This is a genomic window from Ornithinimicrobium faecis, assembly GCF_023923225.1.
Classification (GTDB): Bacteria; Actinomycetota; Actinomycetes; order Actinomycetales; family Dermatophilaceae; genus Ornithinicoccus; species Ornithinicoccus faecis.
Window position 1 is genome coordinate 4316500 of the sequence record NZ_CP099489.1, and the last position, 16743, is coordinate 4333242.

At 65.9% G+C, this 16743-nt stretch carries 16 protein-coding genes; 7 read left to right on the forward strand and 9 right to left on the reverse strand.

Going from position 1 to position 16743, the window contains the following annotated elements; translation table 11 throughout:
• Positions 1-7: 7 nt before the first annotated feature.
• Genes NF556_RS19835 through NF556_RS19845 form a run of 3 tightly spaced genes read right to left on the reverse strand, consistent with a single transcriptional unit; the run spans position 8 to position 2990 of the window.
• Entirely contained in the window at positions 8-907 is a 900-nt protein-coding gene (locus NF556_RS19835; protein WP_252592914.1) for a hypothetical protein, read from the reverse strand.
• Positions 908-929: 22 nt separating this feature from the next.
• Positions 930-2225, reverse strand: a complete 1296-nt coding sequence (locus NF556_RS19840; RefSeq protein WP_252592915.1) for an ATP-grasp domain-containing protein — start codon at positions 2223-2225, stop codon at positions 930-932.
• Positions 2226-2243: 18 nt separating this feature from the next.
• The gene (locus tag NF556_RS19845) at positions 2244-2990 is read right to left on the reverse strand and encodes an esterase family protein (RefSeq protein ID WP_252592916.1); all 747 of its coding nucleotides are present in this window, start codon (positions 2988-2990) and stop codon (positions 2244-2246) included.
• A gap of 243 nt (positions 2991-3233) precedes the next feature.
• Between NF556_RS19845 and NF556_RS19850 the strand changes: the two genes are divergently transcribed.
• The 4 genes from NF556_RS19850 to NF556_RS19865 all read left to right on the forward strand — a co-directional run bounded on the left by NF556_RS19850 (position 3234) and on the right by NF556_RS19865 (position 7225).
• The gene (locus NF556_RS19850; RefSeq protein WP_252592917.1) at positions 3234-3563 is read left to right on the forward strand and encodes a hypothetical protein; all 330 of its coding nucleotides are present in this window, start codon (positions 3234-3236) and stop codon (positions 3561-3563) included.
• Positions 3554-4939, forward strand: coding sequence for a sensor histidine kinase (locus NF556_RS19855; RefSeq protein WP_252592918.1), 1386 nt, complete (start codon positions 3554-3556; stop codon positions 4937-4939). Before NF556_RS19850 ends, NF556_RS19855 begins: the two co-directional genes overlap by 10 nt.
• On the forward strand, positions 4936-5607 hold the full coding sequence (locus tag NF556_RS19860; protein WP_252592919.1) for a response regulator transcription factor: 672 nt from the start codon (positions 4936-4938) through the stop codon (positions 5605-5607). Before NF556_RS19855 ends, NF556_RS19860 begins: the two co-directional genes overlap by 4 nt.
• An 85-nt stretch (positions 5608-5692) precedes the next feature.
• Entirely contained in the window at positions 5693-7225 is a 1533-nt protein-coding gene (locus tag NF556_RS19865; protein ID WP_425607055.1) for an SDR family NAD(P)-dependent oxidoreductase, read from the forward strand.
• On the opposite strand, the gene NF556_RS19870 is transcribed toward NF556_RS19865, so the two are convergent.
• A complete protein-coding gene (locus tag NF556_RS19870) occupies positions 7213-7677 on the reverse strand; it encodes an Lrp/AsnC family transcriptional regulator (RefSeq protein ID WP_252592920.1) in 465 nt (154 codons plus the stop codon). The genes NF556_RS19865 and NF556_RS19870 overlap by 13 nt on opposite strands.
• 164 nt (positions 7678-7841) lie before the next feature.
• Between NF556_RS19870 and pdhA the strand changes: the two genes are divergently transcribed.
• From pdhA to NF556_RS19885, 3 genes are read left to right on the forward strand one after another with little or no spacing between them, the layout of a single operon-like run.
• Entirely contained in the window at positions 7842-8948 is a 1107-nt protein-coding gene (gene pdhA / locus NF556_RS19875; RefSeq protein ID WP_252592921.1) for a pyruvate dehydrogenase (acetyl-transferring) E1 component subunit alpha, read from the forward strand.
• Positions 8945-9958, forward strand: a complete 1014-nt coding sequence (locus tag NF556_RS19880; RefSeq protein ID WP_252592922.1) for an alpha-ketoacid dehydrogenase subunit beta — start codon at positions 8945-8947, stop codon at positions 9956-9958. Before pdhA ends, NF556_RS19880 begins: the two co-directional genes overlap by 4 nt.
• A complete protein-coding gene (locus tag NF556_RS19885) occupies positions 9955-11235 on the forward strand; it encodes a dihydrolipoamide acetyltransferase family protein (RefSeq protein ID WP_252592923.1) in 1281 nt (426 codons plus the stop codon). The genes NF556_RS19880 and NF556_RS19885 overlap by 4 nt, the downstream gene beginning before the upstream one ends.
• An 8-nt stretch (positions 11236-11243) precedes the next feature.
• Here the strand turns inward: NF556_RS19885 and NF556_RS19890 are convergent, their stop codons facing one another.
• The 5 genes from NF556_RS19890 to NF556_RS19905 all read right to left on the reverse strand — a co-directional run bounded on the left by NF556_RS19890 (position 11244) and on the right by NF556_RS19905 (position 16738).
• Positions 11244-13064, reverse strand: coding sequence for a class II glutamine amidotransferase domain-containing protein (locus NF556_RS19890; protein WP_252592924.1), 1821 nt, complete (start codon positions 13062-13064; stop codon positions 11244-11246).
• Between the two features lie 7 nt (positions 13065-13071).
• Entirely contained in the window at positions 13072-14904 is a 1833-nt protein-coding gene (locus NF556_RS19895) for a glycosyl hydrolase family 28-related protein (RefSeq protein WP_252592925.1), read from the reverse strand.
• 215 nt (positions 14905-15119) lie between these two features.
• Positions 15120-15245 (reverse strand): hypothetical protein, encoded by a 126-nt coding sequence (locus NF556_RS21465; RefSeq protein WP_256829726.1) that lies wholly within the window; start codon positions 15243-15245, stop codon positions 15120-15122.
• A 44-nt stretch (positions 15246-15289) separates the two neighbouring features.
• Positions 15290-15634 (reverse strand): hypothetical protein, encoded by a 345-nt coding sequence (locus NF556_RS19900; RefSeq protein ID WP_252592926.1) that lies wholly within the window; start codon positions 15632-15634, stop codon positions 15290-15292.
• A gap of 240 nt (positions 15635-15874) precedes the next feature.
• A complete protein-coding gene (locus tag NF556_RS19905) occupies positions 15875-16738 on the reverse strand; it encodes a class I SAM-dependent methyltransferase (protein WP_252592927.1) in 864 nt (287 codons plus the stop codon).
• Positions 16739-16743: the final 5 nt, after the last annotated feature.

Here is a 16743-nt window from a genome sequence, read left to right on the forward strand (position 1 = left end):
CTCGCGATCACAGCTCACGCGACCACGCGATGGCTTGATCGAGATTGTCATGGAAAATCGGCAGTGGTGGCGGATTGTGCCGCGTGTCGCCAGCATACTCATTCGCCCGGATCTTGTGCAGGTTACCACCGCGAGCGGCCGCAGCGAGGAAAGGCATGTAGTGATCGGTGTAGTGGAATTCGTGAGGGTTTTGCACATAGAGCACCTTACAGTCGACCGGGCTGGAGTAACGGAGTTTGGGGGAGAGCCTGTCTCCGAGCGGGGCTGACCAGTCCTCGTCCTTGTCGAGGGCCTGCCAACCATCAGGTGCGAGGTGAGGCATCACGACCTGCACATACACCCGCTGGGCGCCCAGTGATGTTCCCCCCGAGAGGTAGTCCACGACGGACGTCTGAGGGTTGAAAGCTAGGGCGATGCTGTCAGGCACCAATGGCGCTAATTGCAAGGAGGCGAACCCCCCGCCGGATGCACCCGCAAAGATTATACGTGTTGCTCCGATGGAGGCGGCGGTAGTTGTGACGAATCGGGCCAAGATCTCGTAGAGGTCGACATCGCGGGTGCCAGTGAACCACGCCAGTTGGATATGCCCATCCAAGTGCAGGCAGGAGTCGCTGAGGTAGAGGCTGCTCACGTCCCTGTCCTTAATGGAGTTGAGTCGCTCGAAGCGGGGCAGCGTGAACCGCGTCCGGTCCAGGGCGCCGTGCAAGGACACGACCAAGACGTCGGAACCGCGGTTCAACAGCAAGGAGTCCAACGGCAAGCCGTCGGCGAGTGTCGCGCGGTAGCGGCTCGCGCCCAAGCGGTCAATGGGACGGAAATGTTCGAGGTCCGGGACCACCGTCACGGGGACGTTGCCCCCGCCGTCAGCGATATCACTGATCGGCGTCACCTGGGGCTCGATCGACATGCCGGAGAGCATACCGAGCCGCTCACAGTTGAGCGGCGTTGGTTCTGTCCTCCCGCTCGGGAGTGTCGGACGGCCCACCTGCCAGGCTCCTCTGGTCCTTCACCCACAGCCCAACAAGCCCGCGGAAGTGTGCGAGGAACTTTTCGTGCTCGTGGGCCGGATAGGTCGACCGGACGGTGTCGAGCAAGATCTTGTCGAAGGCGTCCGAGTCGACCCATTCCAGGACCGCCTCGGGAAGGTGCGCGAGGTGCTCGTGGCAGAACTCCCAGTAGCGGTCGGTGTCGAAGTGCGCGTCGGCGAGGGCGCGGTAGCCCTCCATCTTGGCCTGATAGTCCAGCGAGTCGTCATCGGCGATCTCGTAGTAGCGGCGCGTCTCCAGGTCGACGGTCGCCCGACGGTTGGTCGCGAGCGCGAAGACCGACCACCGCACCAGCGCCGTGATTGCCCAGGGGAAGTAGTAGTGCAGTGAGGTGACCGCCACGTCCGGGCACGCGTTGGCATAATCGATCGGGTGGACCTCATTGCCGGCCACCAGCATCTCTGCGGAGTTGAACTCCCACCCGAAGAAGGCGTTGACCACCTTGCTCACCGTCTCAGCCTCCCACCCAGCCTGCTCGGACAGGAAGTCATAACTGACGGCATACCGGTTGTGCATCGGCTGCTCAGGCCGGAAGTCCATCACCATCGTCTCGGGGCCGATGGACAGAGCGCGGGCGAACTTGTCATAGTCGACGGTCGCCTGCAGATGCATCAGCATCTCGCCGGACTCGTCATAGGACTTGTGCAGCCCGGCCTGATGATCCACCCGGGAGACGCCGCGCCAGCCGCCACCGTCAAACGGTTTCATATACATCGGATAGCCGACCTCCTCCGCGATCGCGTCGAGGTCGAAGCGGTCGTTGTATTTGGCGGAGGTGTAGGCCCAGCGCACGTTGTCGACCGGGTTCTTGTAGGGCACCAGGACGGTCTTGGGGATCTTCATGCCCAGGCGCAACATGGCGCAGTAGGCCGAGTGCTTCTCCATCGACTGGAACGTGAACGGGCTGTTGAGCAGATAGGTGTCGTTCATCAGCGCGGCCTTCTTGAGCCACTCGCGCGGGTGGTAGTACCAGTAGGCCAGCCGGTCGATCACGAGACCGGGTTTCACCGGGTCTGTCAGGTCGAACGGCGAGATCCGCAATCGCTCCGAGGTGATGTCCAGGGAGCGACCGTCGACCTTCAGAGGCCCGACGAGGCCCAGGATCTGCTCGAAGGCGCGGGGCCAGTCCTCCTCGGCACCGAGGAGGAGTCCGATCAGCGGGTTGCGCTTGTCAGCCATGTGGCGAACCTACCCCGATCAGCAGAACCGCGGCAGGTGATAGGCGATCTGCTTGCGCCACCACGGCCAGTCGTGCGCCGAGTCATGGCCCCACACGTCGAGCTGGTGCGGGATCTGCTTGTCCGCGAGCACAGCGGCCATGGCCCGTGCACCGGGCAGGGACTTGGTCGGCTGCACCTCGAAGGGCCCCTCCCCGACCACGAGCAGGATCTGCACGGCCTGGCGCAGCCAGTCCAGGTGGTCTCCCTCGGCGCCGGCCACATAGGCGAGGGGATTGTTCAGGTATGTCGTCTCGCCAGTCTCCCCCCAGCCTCGCCAGGAGGTGGGGTCGAAGTTGCCGGACAACGAGATGGCCACCGGAAAGAGATCTGCACGCTTCAGCGCGAAGTTCACCGCGTGATAGCCGCCCAGGCTGCAGCCGGTCGTGACGATGCCGCCGTGCCCGGGTGAGTCGGCGTCGATGGTCGGGACGACATGGCTCAGGATCCAGTTCTCATAGATCGCGTGGCGCTCGGCGCGCTGCTCTGTGGGCAGGGCGTAGTTGGACCAGGAGAGGTGGTCGAAGGAGTCCACCGCATAGAGCTTGATCCGCCCCTCGTCGATGAGTGGACGCAGCGCCTCCACCATGCCGTTGTTCTCGTAGTCCCACGCACGGCCCGCCTCGGACGGAAAGGCAATCACCGGTCTGCCGAAGTGGCCATAGCGGATCACGGTGCCGGGGTGGTCGAGACCCTCTGCGTCGATCTCTGTCTGTTCCCTGTCCATGGATCGTCCTCTCGCGGTCCGGTGCGATGTCGAAAGCCAACCACACCCGGGGGTGGCGCCGAAAGATACATCCAGAGGATGATGTGCGGACCCCCTCAAAAATCGGAGAGTAGTCACGTGCATCAGGACAACGAAGTGAGCGTCTTTGCCGAAGGTCTCAGGGGCCCCGGTGAGCCACCAGCGGGGGTTGGCTGGCTCGTGACGCCCAGCGTGGTCATGATGAGGCAGTCCGGGCGTGGGGCCATGCCCGGACTGCCGTCGCACATCACAGTCCCTGCCGTTTCGGGGGGCGGCAGGGACACACCAGAGCCGGTCAGCGTGCTGGGTGTCCACGAGTCGCCGGATCTGGACGGCTGGGTTGCACTGGCGCTTGACCGCGAGTGCGATGTGCCAGGAGCCGGCACCCTGCCCGAGGGCGTCGATCTCGGTGGGCTGACCATGGCCGATCTGACGCGGGTCGAGAGCTCGAGCTCTCTGCAGGGGGTCGCCTCATTGGCCGCCAGCGACAGCGAGGTCAACCTCGGCAAGAGTTGGGTCTGCAAGTGGTTCCCCAGCCTGCCCGGGTGTCGTTGAGGCGCACGCAGGCCGCACCCGTCGACGGTGAGGTGCTGGCCCCCAGCCGCACCACAGACCAGAATGGCCGCTATGTCGGCCCTTCCCCCGCGCGCTCGGTCCTGGACAGTCGCTCGTCCGCCAGCGCCCCCCACCTGGCCATGAGTGATCTCGAGGACCGCGCGACACCCGACGCGATGCACTCGCGTCCGCGCGTCAAGGACCTCGTCCTTGCACTCTTGTGCGTTTTTGTTGACCTCTTCGTCTCGGGCTTCCTGACCGGGGACCCGGTCACGACGACCTTCGGGTTCACCGTGCCCCTGTGGCTGTTCATCGGGCTCGTGCTCATCGCCTATGCCGCGCTGGTCTGGCGCCACCGGGCGCCCTGGTCGGTCTTCGTGGGAATCCTCAGCTTCTGCCTGCTCACCAGCGTGCTCGTCCTGCAGTTCCAACCCTTCGCTGCGGCCGCCCTCATGCTCTACACGGTGGCCAAGGACAGCCCGCCACGACAGGCCAACCCGGCACTCGTGCTGGTGGGCTTCCTGTGCCTGAGCAACGGTTGGACGGCCAACGAACTCAACAACCCGTCGACACTGGAGTTGCTGACGATCCCCCTCGGGTTCTTCGCCGGCTGCATCGTCATCTGGCTCCTCGGGCGTCACGAGCGACGCAACAGGCTGCGGGCGCTGGTCGCGCAGGAGGCCCTCCGCACCGCGGCTCAGGAGAGCCTGGGTGAGGAGCGGCAGCGAATCGCCCGGGACCTGCACGACATCCTGAGCCACTCAATGAGTGCCATGATCCTGCAGTCGGCAGGCGCCAAAGCCGTCTCGAGCAAGTTGGACTCCACCGCAGAGGCCAAGCAGGTCACCAACGCCCTGCAGGCCATCGAGTCCACCGGCGCCGAGTCCATGCGCGAGCTGCATCGGCTCCTGGGGCTCTTGCGCACCGCCGAGGAGGGCGAGCCAGCTGTCGCGCGACTGCGCCTGGCCGACATCGACCCCCTGCTCACCGCCACCCGACATGGAGGTCTTGCTGTGGAGCTCCACCGTGAGGGCACCCCACTCCCCCTCGATCCCAGCGTTGACCTGGCGGCCTATCACATGGTCCAGGAGTCCCTGACCAACGCGATGAAGCATGCCGGCCGCGGTGCCGTGGTCGACATCTATGAGACGTGGGAGCCAGACCACCTGCACCTGCAGGTCCGCAGCTCCGTGGGCCTGCGCCCCGACGACGTCACCGGCCTCGATGCCGTGCCCGTCCCGGCCAGCTCGGGGACCGGGCTGTGGGGCCTCCGGGAGCGGGTTGAGTTGGCCGGCGGTTCCTTCGAGAGCGGTGTCGTTGAGGGTGGCTTCGTCACCTCGGCGACGCTGCCCGTCCGCTCCGGCGGTGGAGCGTGAGCAGGATCCGGGTCGTCATCGCCGACGACCAGCCGATGGTGCGTCAGGGCATCGGGATGCTGCTGAGCTCGGAGCCGGACATCGAGGTGATCGGCGAGGCTCAGGACGGCGCGGAGGCCATCAAGCTGGTGGAGTCGCTGCGACCCGACCTGGTCATCATGGACGTGCGCATGCCCGGCATGGACGGCATCGAGGCGACCCGTCGGCTGATCCGCGAGCGCCCAGAGGACCCGGACCAGCTGGCCAAGGTCCTCGTGCTGACCACTTTCGACGAGGACGCGGCGCTCTACGGCACGCTGCGTGCTGGTGCCTCGGGATACATGCTCAAGCACGCTGCGCCGAGCGAGCTCGCCAACGCGGTGCGCCGGGTCGCCGACGGCGACGCCTGGATCGACCCTGCGGTCGCTCCGAAGGTGCTGAACACTCTGCGCGAGCTCGCCTCGGACAACCCCGAGGGTCGACCCAGCCTCGAGATGCTGACCCCTCGTGAGCTCGACGTCCTGCGCGAGCTCGCTGACGGCGCAACCAACACCGAGCTGAGCCGGCGCATGGTGCTCAGCGAGGCGACCGTCAAGACGCACATCTCACGGATGCTGATGAAAACCGGCTGCCATGACCGCGCACAGTTGGTGGCGCTGGCCTATCGCAGCGGCCTCGTCCAGCCCTGACGAGCAACACCACCAACGCAGTGGGGCGACCCGGACGGCCGCGGGATGTCCTCGACCCACCCGAGGCCGCGTATCCTCGGGGTCCGTGAGCACCGCACCCCAGCATCCCGCGAGCGCAGCCACAGTGGACGGTGTCGACCCCGACGATCTGGCCACCACCCTGCGTGTCCTCGGCATGCTCCACGAGCTGCCGGCGGGCCACGAGCACATCACCGCGGTCAAGCGGGCCACCGCCACGATGCACAACCGGGTGAAGAAGACCCGTCGCCGCGAGGCACGACAGGCCGAGCGTGGCCCCAAGGTCGCCCACGACGAGGCGATCCTCGCCCAGACCGCGACCGGCTCACCGTTGCGCATCGACGATGAGACCAAGGGGATCCCCCTCACCTCCTCGACCGGGGCCCGCTTCGCAGGTGAACTGCAGCTCCCGCGCGGCTGCTACATGTGCCACGCCGACTACACCCTCGTCGACGCCTTTTATCACTGGCTCTGCCCGGACTGTGCAGCGCTGAGTCACCTGCGCCGCGACCAGGGCACGGACCTGCGTGGTCGGCGGGCTCTGCTCACGGGCGGGCGCGCCAAGATCGGGATGTATATCGCGCTGCGCCTGCTGCGTGACGGGGCCGACCTGACGATCACGACGCGTTTCCCCCGGGACGCCGCTCGGCGCTTCGCCGAACTCGCCGACTCACCCGAGTGGATCAACCGGCTGACGATCATCGGGATCGACCTGCGCGACCCGACGCAGGTCGTCGCGCTGACCAACGAGGTCTCTGCCGCGGGGCCGCTCGACATCCTCATCAACAACGCCTGCCAGACGGTGCGCCGTTCGCCCGGCGCCTATTCGAGCCTCGTCGACGGTGAGTCCCAGCCGCTGGAGACCGGTGGACCGACACCGAAGATGCTGACGTTTGACCGGGTGAGCGAGGCGCACCCGGCCGCCCTCCTTGGAACGCTCGGTGAACATCCGGTGCCGCACGCGGACGTCGCCGCCCGCACTGCCGCCGACCTCACCAAGCTCGCTCTGTCCGCCGGCAACGCCTCGCTGGAGGCCCACCTCGCCGGCACCGCCGTCGACGCCGGTGGTCTGCTGCCCGATGTCGTCACGAGCAACTCGTGGAAGCAGACCGTCGACGAGGTCGACCCGCTCGAGCTCCTCGAGGTGCAGATGTGCAACTCGGTCGCCCCCTTCCTTCTCGTCTCCCGGTTGCGGCCCGCGATGCGGGCCGCGGTGGAGCAGCACAGGGAGTCTGTCGGGGACGCCGCGCGGGCGTATGTCGTGAACGTCTCGGCGATGGAGGGGCAGTTCTCCCGGCGCTACAAGGGCGCCGGGCACCCGCACACCAACATGGCCAAGGCCGCGCTCAACATGCTGACCCGCACCTCAGCCGGCGAGATGTTCGAGACCGACCGGATCCTCATGACGGCTGTTGACACGGGCTGGATCACTGACGAGCGGCCGCATCACGAAAAGCTGGAGATCGCCGCACAGGGCTGGCACGCTCCGCTCGACCTCGTCGACGGCGCTGCCCGGGTCTACGACCCGATCGTGCGCGGTGAGCGCGGCGAGGACCTCCACGGTGTCTTCCTGAAGAACTACGAGCCCTATCCCTGGTAGGCCAGGTCGCGGATCTCGGTCTCCTCAAAGATCAGCCAGGTGCGCGTGGCCTTGACACCAGGGATGGCCTGGATCTGCTCCAGGACCGTGTCCCGCAGCTCGTGGTTGTCGTGACAGCGCACGGTCACGAGCGCGTCGAACTCCGCCCCGACCAGGGCCACCCGCTCGACTGACGGGACCCTCCGCAGCGCGGCCGCGACAGGTTTCCAGGTGTTCTGCTCGATCGACACCGACACATAGGCCGAGGTCCCCAGCCCCAGGTGCTCGGGGGCAACCTGCGCGGTGAAGCCCGTGATCACGCCGCCTTCCCGGAGCCGCTCGAGTCGGGCATAGGCATTGGCCCGCGAGATGTGCACCTGCTCAGCCAGCGCTCGCACCGACAACCGTCCGTCCACCCGCAGCGCCTGGATGATGGCCCGGTCGGTGTCGTCCACCCTGGTGCGTGGACTCATGACCATCCGCAATCGTCCAGGTGACCCCCGCTGACCCCACGTGCGCACAGACTCTTTGTCGGCATACGGCCCACCCTAGATCCATCTGTCTTGGACTGTCGCGTCTCGTCGTCCGATTAGTCCAACTTCAGGGACGATGGGAGGCAGATCAACCGGAGGAGATCATGTCAACGACGACCGTCGACCTGTTGCCGTGCGCCGAGCCCGTGCGCTTCCTGGACGAGCAGGGGGCACTGACCACACCCAGCGCAGAGGCCGAGGCGCGCGGTTATGCCCTGCCCTCAGAGGAAGATCTGCTCGCCGTCTGGCGGCAGATGGTGATCGGCCGCCGGTTCGACGCGCAGGCCACCGCCCTGACCAAGCAGGGCCGCCTGGCGGTCTATCCCTCCTCCCGCGGGCAGGACGCCTGCCAGGTGGCGCCCGTCTGGGCACTGCAGGAGCAGGACTGGTTCTTCCCGACCTATCGCGACTCGATGGCGCTGATCAGCCGTGGCCTCGACCCGATGGAGGTGCTGACGCTGCTGCGCGGCTCCTGGCATTGCGGCTATGACCCCGTCAAGACCCACACCGCACCACAGTGCACTCCACTGGCGACGCAGGCCGTCCATGCGGCGGGCGCCGGGCACGGGTTGGCCCGTCGGGGCAGCGACGGCGTGGCGCTCTGCTTCATCGGTGACGGTGCCACGAGCGAGGGCGACTTCCACGAGGGCCTCAACTTCGCCGCGGTGTTCAACACCCCGACGGTCTTCCTCGTCCAGAACAACAAATATGCGATCTCGGTCCCTCTCGAGAAGCAGTCGAAGGCCCCGAGCCTGGCCTACAAGGGCATCGGCTATGGCGTGCGCTCCGAGCAGGTCGACGGCAACGACGCGGCCGCAGTGCTCGCGGTGACACGCCGGGCCTATGAGCACGCCAGCTCCGGCGAGGGTCCCTTCCTCATCGAGGCGCACACCTATCGCCTGGAGGCGCACACCAACGCCGACGACGCGACGCGTTATCGGCAGGCCGAGGAGGTCACGCAGTGGTCGGGGCGCGACCCGATTGAGCGGTTGCGGGCCTATCTGACCGGCACGGGCGCGCTGACCTCCGAGATCGAGGAGCAGGTCGCCGCGGAGGCGGAAGACTTCGCGGCAGGGGTGCGCGAACGGATGAACCTCGAGCCTGAGGTGGCCCCGTTGTCCCTGTTCGAGCACGTCTATGCCCAGCAGACCCCACAACTGCGTGAGCAAGCCGACATGGTCCGGGCCGAGATGGAGGAGGTGTCGGCATGACCGAGGTGACCTTTGCCCACGCGCTCAACCAGGCGCTGCGCGACAGCCTGACCCAGGACGAGGACGTGCTGGTCTTCGGCGAGGACGTCGGCCAGCTCGGCGGAGTCTTCCGCATCACCGACGGTCTGACCGCCGACTTCGGTGAGGAGCGCTGCTTCGACACCCCGCTGGCCGAGGCCGGGATCGCCGGCTTCGCGGTCGGCCTGGCGATGCAGGGCTTCCGCCCCGTGATCGAGATGCAGTTCGACGCGTTCGGCTATCCCGCCTTCGAGCAGGTCGTCTCCCACATCGCCAAGATGCGCAACCGCACACAGAGCATGCTGACGATGCCGATCGTGATCCGCATGCCGTTCGCTGGCGGCATCGGCGGCGTGGAGCACCACTGTGATTCCTCCGAGGGCTATTACGCCCACACCCCGGGCCTGCACGTCGTCACCCCGGCCACGCCCGCCGACGCCTATTCGCTGCTGCGCGAGGCGATCGCCAGCCCGGACCCGGTGATCTTCATGGAGCCCAAGGCGCTCTATTGGTCCAAGGCTGAGCTGGAGCTGCCCGTCACCACCGAGCCGTTCGGCAAGGCAGCGGTGCGCCGCGAGGGCAGCGACGTCACGCTGGTGGCTTATGGCCCGCAGGTGCCCAACGCTCTGAAGGCGGCCGAGGTTGCCAAGGACGAGGAGGGCTGGGACGTCGAGGTCGTCGACCTGCGCACCATCGTGCCGTTCGATGACGAGACAGTCGCCGCGTCGGTCCGCAAGACCGGCCGGGCCGTCGTGGTTTCCGAGGCGCAGGGTTTCGGTGGCGTCGGCGGCGAGATCGCCGCCCGCATCGGTGAGCGCTGCTTCCACTCGCTGGCTGCGCCGGTGCTGCGGGTGACGGGGCTGGACATCCCCTATCCCCCGCCGAAGCTCGAGCACACCCACCTGCCCGGGGTTGACCGCATCCTGGACACGATCGCGCGGCTGCAGTGGGACGACCAGCCCGACACCGCGCACCTGGCGGCCACCCGATGACCCAGGTGTTCCTCCTCCCCGACCTGGGCGAGGGCCTGACCGAGGCGACCGTCGTTGAGTGGCACGTCGCCGAGGGCGACATGGTCACCATTGACCAGGACGTCGTCACGGTCGAGACCGCCAAGGCGGCCGTCGAGGTCCCCTGCCCGTATGCCGGCGTGGTCACCACCCTGCACAGCGCACCGGGCGAAGAGCTCGCCGTCGGGACGCCCCTGATCACGATCGCAGCGCTCGCCGACGCGGAGACCTATCGCACCGAGGAGCGTGCCGGAGCCGTCGCCCCCTCGGGCGGTTCGGCTGGCTCGCCGGAACGACCGCTGGTGGGCTATGGCGCGTCCGAGCCCGCCCGTCGTTCCCGCCGGGGTCGCGCTGCCGCGAGGGCGGAGGCCGCCTCAGTTGGGCCGGAGCCGGCGAGCCAGACGGCCATCCGCGTGATCTCGCCGCTCGTGCGCAAACTCGCTGCGGACGCGCAGGTCGACCTGGCCTCGGTGACTCCCACTGGCGAAGGCGGCGTCATCCGCCGCGCCGACGTGGAGGCTGCGATCCAGCAGACGTCCGCGCCCGCCGCAACGACACGGGTCACCTCTGCGGGAGACACCCGGATCCCCCTCACGGGCATGCGCAAGGCGATTGCCCACAAGCTCACGACCTCCCGTCGGGAGATCCCGGACGCCACCACCTGGGTGGACGTCGACGCGACCGAACTCATGGCGACCAAGGACGCCCTGAAGGTGGTGCGGCCGCAGGACGCGATCGGCATACTCCCGCTCCTGGCCAGGATCACCGTGGCTGGACTGCGACAGTTCCCCGAGCTCAACTCCTCCGTCGACGGCGACGAGATCGTCCAGCACGGTCGGATCAACCTGGGCTTCGCCGCCCAGTCTCCGCGCGGACTCGTCGTGCCCGTCGTCCACGACGCCCACACCATGACAACCGCCGAGTTGGCTGCCGCCCTGCGGGACCTGACCGAGGCTGCCCGCGAGGGCACCCTGACTCCAGCGCAACTGACCGGAGGGACGTTCACGCTCAACAACTACGGCGTGTTCGGCGTGGACGGGTCGACCCCGATCATCAACCACCCCGAGGCAGCGATGCTCGGCGTGGGCAGAATCATCGACAAGCCGTGGGCACACGGGGGTCAGGTGGCCCTGCGCAAGGTCACCCAACTGTCCTTCACGTTTGACCACCGGGTCTGCGACGGTGGCACTGCGGGTGGGTTCCTCCGCTACGTGGCCGACTGTGTGGAGGAGCCAGCGGTGCTGCTCGCCAGCCTCTGAAAAACGAGTCAGCCAGATGGTGTCGCGGTCGGTGACTCGGTGTCGGTGTACCAGAGGAGGACCGAGTGAATCACGAAGAGACACCGCAGACTCCAGCCATGACGCTCGGCTCTGCCGTAGAGCATTCGTATGCCCTCCGAGTTGAAGGTGGCTGTCCGGTCCTCCTCCGAGAGCGCACCCACCATGGCCCGTGTCTCCCGTCGCACCCTGTCGAGCTCAACCACCTGCTGGATAGGCGCTCGGAGCTTCTTCGCGAGCGCCTTCTGCGCCGCGTTCGGCGTCGACACCTGGACGCTCGCGAAGTTGTGGGGCATGGGTTGTTCCCAGTCGTTGTACTGCGGCGACCGGGGCGAGCTGAAGGCAACTTGATCAGGAGCCCCCTTCATCTCTCGATAGACGACGTTATAACGATCGAAGTCAAAGGGAAGCCTCGGTAGGTCTGCTCCCAGGCGACGCATCAAGTCGAATAGAAACACGCCCGACTTACGCACCGCCCACGGTTGGCGCAACATGACCTGACCTGCCGACACCGAGTAGAGCGGATCAAACCTCGACGCAAAGGGGGTCCACTGCCGAGAAATCTCCCCGACGAAGAACCGGTTCCGCCGTCGTATGTAGTAGTAGTCCCGCCAGGCGTCGGTCCCAAATCCAGCGCCCCGCGCTCCCCGCACCATTTCATCCACCGTGTCGACGTAGCGATCCATGAGGTCGATGGATATCAACCGCGACCGCGGGTCCTCGCCGAACCCAGCTGCTCCCCACTCGATCTCGGCCAAGGCGTGGGCGTCTGTGCCCTGAACAGGCTTCTCCTCGGGACGGTAGGGCGACCGGAACAACTCACCGTATCCACCCGACAGAACGAGTGCCTGACTCCTCCGCATGCGGGCATGGGCAGGTGTCATGTGTAGCCCCGACGAATAGCGCATGTGAGCAAGGACGCGATCGTTGAAAGTTTCCGGCTGGCTGTAAGCACTCAGCCCGGTGTAATTCGTCATTGTCAGACCGAATTCGCTTGCAAGCCCATGGGCAATCATCTTGTCGGACGTGTTCGACCTACCCATGCAGTTGAAGGCGAACCCATCACTGACACCCGCCTTCTGCAGGGCGCCCAACACCATTCGGGAGTCGAGGCCACCAGTGAGTTGGGAAATTTTCCTTGCGTGTGACGCCTGTGACACCACGCGCACATTGCGCAGAATCTCCGCTTCCACACGATCCAGTCCATCCTCGTAGGACAGGGGCGCACCATAAAACTCATCCCGTGACCGGTAGGAGCGGATCCTGACTCCCTCACGGTCAACCTCGATGAAGTGGAAGTGGTCGAGGAGTTCGACTCCTTCATAGCTGCCCTGCTGCAGACCTCCAGCACCGCCCGTCACGAGCGTTGACAACCCGTTAGCAAGAGACTTACGCATCGGCTTGCCCTGTCGCTCGCGCAGGGCGACGAGTCCCCCCATGTGTGAGGACACGGCGACACCATCCGCATCACGGTGCAGAAAGACCAGGCTCCCCCCCAACGGGTCTGCCAGGACCGTCACCCTTCGAGTGACTGCATCCCACACGTAGACGGTCAGCGATCCAGCCATCCGCTCACCCAAGGCAGGCAACTCATCGGCTGCGACGCCCGTCAGTGCCCGGACAGCGTCCTGAGTCCCACCTACGAACTGTTCGTTGAAGATGCCTGCTCCATGAACCCCCAGCACCGACAGTCGCTGAGAAAGGGCTGGGGCGAGCGCGCTCTCTGCAAAGACCCCTGCGTCGAGCCGCATCGGCTGGGGGGAGCGTGCCCGGATGCCGTCCTTGAAGATGATGACTGGCGCTACCTGCATACCGTTCCTATTCGCTAGCGATCGGACTTGAGCTCACTTGGGAACTGCCACTGTCAAGCGTTTCGAACCCACGGGTTGGACCAGCATCAGCGTTCAGCCGCTCCATCCCGAACTGCTCTCCGAGGCGTGTTTCGGGGTCGTACTGATAGGCAGCGGCGGTGGACAACTCGCCGACCCGGATTGCTGTGGCCTCGCCGTCATAGAACATGTTGTGATAGAGGCTAGTTGCTGCCACATCAGGCCCGATATCGATATACGCACCCCGCCCCGTCCCTCCCTCGAAGCTATTTCGGTTAACCCTGATGCCATTGATCCACGGCCCGATCACCACAGAGCACCCTTGGACGGAGTTTTGCTCAATCGTGAAATTTGATCGTCGACGCCGAACCCCTGCTGTGAAGAGGCGGAAGTCCTGACTTCTCGGTTCCCTGTGTTCGAGGTTGACCGCTGCGCTATTCGGAAGACCGTCAAGGCAGTGGAATTCGTTACTACGCACTACGACCTGGCGTGGCGCGTTGTCCGCCATCGTCTCACTACCAGTAGGCACGTAGTGCACCCCCACCCACGGGCCCCCCTTGCTCGTCGATGGTCGGTGGCGCAGGGAATTTCCTGTGATGGAAGTGTGGCTCACGAAGGACGATAACGCAACACCGGCACGTTCAGTATCAATCGTGTTATTTGAAATTCTGTTGTATAGCGAGCGGACACGGACACCGGTCCACCCACCAACCACCTCGTTATCCGAAAATACGAAGTGTGTCACTCCTGGGTGAGTGGTTGTCGCATTATTGCAATTGAAGAACTTGTTATCTCGGACGGCCACGTGCTGCACCGTTGACCACGCAGTCTTCTGGTCGATATAGCCAACATCAGAAGGCAGAAGATCACCAGTGAAGTCAATAGCCTGCCACTCACCAGTGAGTCGATTGTCGACAAAAGTCACGTCCTGGCAGCCTCCGCCGACGATGAAGGAGTTCCACGACGCACCCTTGCCGCCAACAGTCCGCCGTACTGACGTACTACTGTGCACACGGAGCTCCAAGCAGTCCGTTGCTCTGAGGTGAAAGCCTGGCTGACCAGCGGCCTCGAAATGACATGACTCTATAGTCAAGCGATGACAGGCGCGCGCAATGATGGTTCGGAAGGACCTGGTCACCAGGTTCTCGAATGTGAGATTTCGAAATGTGACCCCTTCTAGGAAGTTCATCTTGCGGAACTCCGCGCTCGCCACATCCGGCATCGGCTCGACGACGCCCTCGAGGTGCCCTCTATAGCCCGGGTATAGCACCTTGCTATTGAAAATTGCGATTCGGGGGGTAGGTACCTCCGCCACCCGCTGCATCTCGGTGAAACGAACATAGAACTGCTGGTTCGTCACCGGGGCTCGACTACCCAACTGCCAGTCCCCGGCGTCTGGCGAGTAGCAGTTGATCTGTGACAGCAACTGCACGTAGTCACCCGGCTGCAAGCCATGCGGTTCCCGCGAGACGAGTCGGTCGTCTTGCGCCGGCGCGCCGGCCTCGAGCAGTCCAGCGGCCGCCTCCGCCTCCCCATGGACATAGAACATGAACTGCACGAGCGTTCCCGGCCCAGTGATGGTCACATGCGGTGTGCTGATCTCGACGTGGTGCTCCATCACACCTGGGCGAAATCCAGAAGAGAGATAACGCCCTGGAGGGAAATACAAAGTGTCTCCCGGGCGGAGGTCAGCGGCTGCCTGCTGGACGGCCGCCAGGCAGTCCGTGCTCCCATCACCAATCGCGCCATAGTCCAGCACGTTGAGAACACGGCCACATTGCCCCTCCAATGCCATCCCTTGCCTCAACTCCTCGCTGGACAACTACGTCGGTCGCACTCTATCGACCGATGAGGCGCTGGTGGGTCAAGGTGGCCCCCCAACCGGATCGCCGCAGCCGGTCACACCCACCCATTCCCGCCCAACTCGCCGACGAGGCCGCGCTGCGTCCGCGGACTCGCCGCACCGTCTTGACCCTCCACGGCAAAGACGGTGCTGGACCACGAGCACGCAACTAACGACGACCGGCGAGCGGGTGGTCACTCCTCGGGGACCGCCTGCAGGGTGGGTCGCTCGAACTCGTCGTTCCACTCCCAGGTGTCCTCGAAGTCCCACCCGAGGGTGTCGGCGTAGAACTCCTGAGTCTTGCTCTGTGCCTCGGTCACCGGGCCATCCTTCGGGTTGTCCGGTGCCGGCCCGACGTTATAGCTCACTTTCGCGACATCCATGCCTTCCAGGGGGTAGTTGCCAGCGAGGGACGGGTGCCCGATGAATAGCGTCCGCGGATGCCGTGGGCCGACTGCTGCGCCTGCACCGCATGGTCCACCCGGGCCTGGTAGTTGCTGGTTCCGTGCCCATACAGCGATCCGGTGTCGACCTGGTTGAAGCTCATGCCGTCACCCACGAGATAGATGACGTTCTTGGGGCCTTCAGCGCTCGTGGCCTCCGCGGTGCTGGCTCCCGCGTCGCCCGGTTCCGCTGCGGCGATCCCCGGTCCAGCGATCGTCACCGACAGCGTGGCAGCCAGTGCCACCGCACACACTCGTTTGCTCATGCTCGACATGCGTCCTCCCAGACCGGACAGTTGCGTTCGCCAGCCCGGTCGACGCCGGGCAGATTCAGGGCGCCGCCATCGACGTGGTCACCCAATCGATGAAGCCCCCCGGCGCCGCAGCCACCCTGGCGGCGCCGGGCATCCTCGGCCGAACCGGCATCTCAATGAGGGGAGACGAGCGGGTGAACTCTGAGAGTTGGCGGCACGGCAAAACGGCAGACCGTATGCCGCGGGGTTGCGTCAGTCCGACGCCTCAACTCCGAGGTTGCGCGCCGTCACCAGCCATGCCGCTGCGGGCAGACTCACGACACCGTCCACGCGCCGCGAGCGCAGGTCCGCACGGACCTTGTCCAGCAGCTCGGCCTGACGCTCCGGCCCGACGTGGTCCTGCAGCCGGCCCCAGACCCCTCGGCCGTTGGACGCGAGGATGGCGAGGCGCTCCTCGACCCCGTCACTGCCGTCGAGGCCATAGCGACAGGCATAGTCGAACGGCTCGATGACAATCTCCGCCCAGCCTGCAGCGTTCAGGACCCCTCGCAGACGCTCGGCGTCGGCGAAGGCGGTCGGGCCGGGTGCGCCCGGCGCCGGGTGTGGCACCGGCTCGGGGAGAGCGGCCTCCAACAGATCCAGCCCCTGGGTGAAGACGGGGTTCTCCTCCCGCGAGCGCCAGCAGCCGAAGGTCATGGTGGCCCCGGGCCGCGTGGCCCGACGGATGGTGTCGAACGCTGTCGTCGGGTCGCTGAAGAACATCACTCCATAGCGCGAGACCACGTGGTCGAACGGCAACCCCGGGGCGGCCTCGAGCAGGTCAGCCGTGCCCGCGTCGGCCTCCAGGACCGTCGCTTCGGGCACGCGTCGGCGTGCTGCCTCCACCATGGCTGCTGAGACGTCGACGCCCACCATCTCGACACCGTCGCGGACGCCCAGCTCAAGCAGCGTGCCGGTGCCGCACCCGACATCCAGCACCCGGTCCCCTCGGGCCCACGCGACCCGCTCCACCAACGCCTGGGTCAGCGGCGCGAAGGCGGCGTCGAGGATCCGCTCGTTCGCCACCCAGCCCTGGCCGCCCTGCTTCCACCCCTGCTGCACATCATCAGTCCCCATGAATC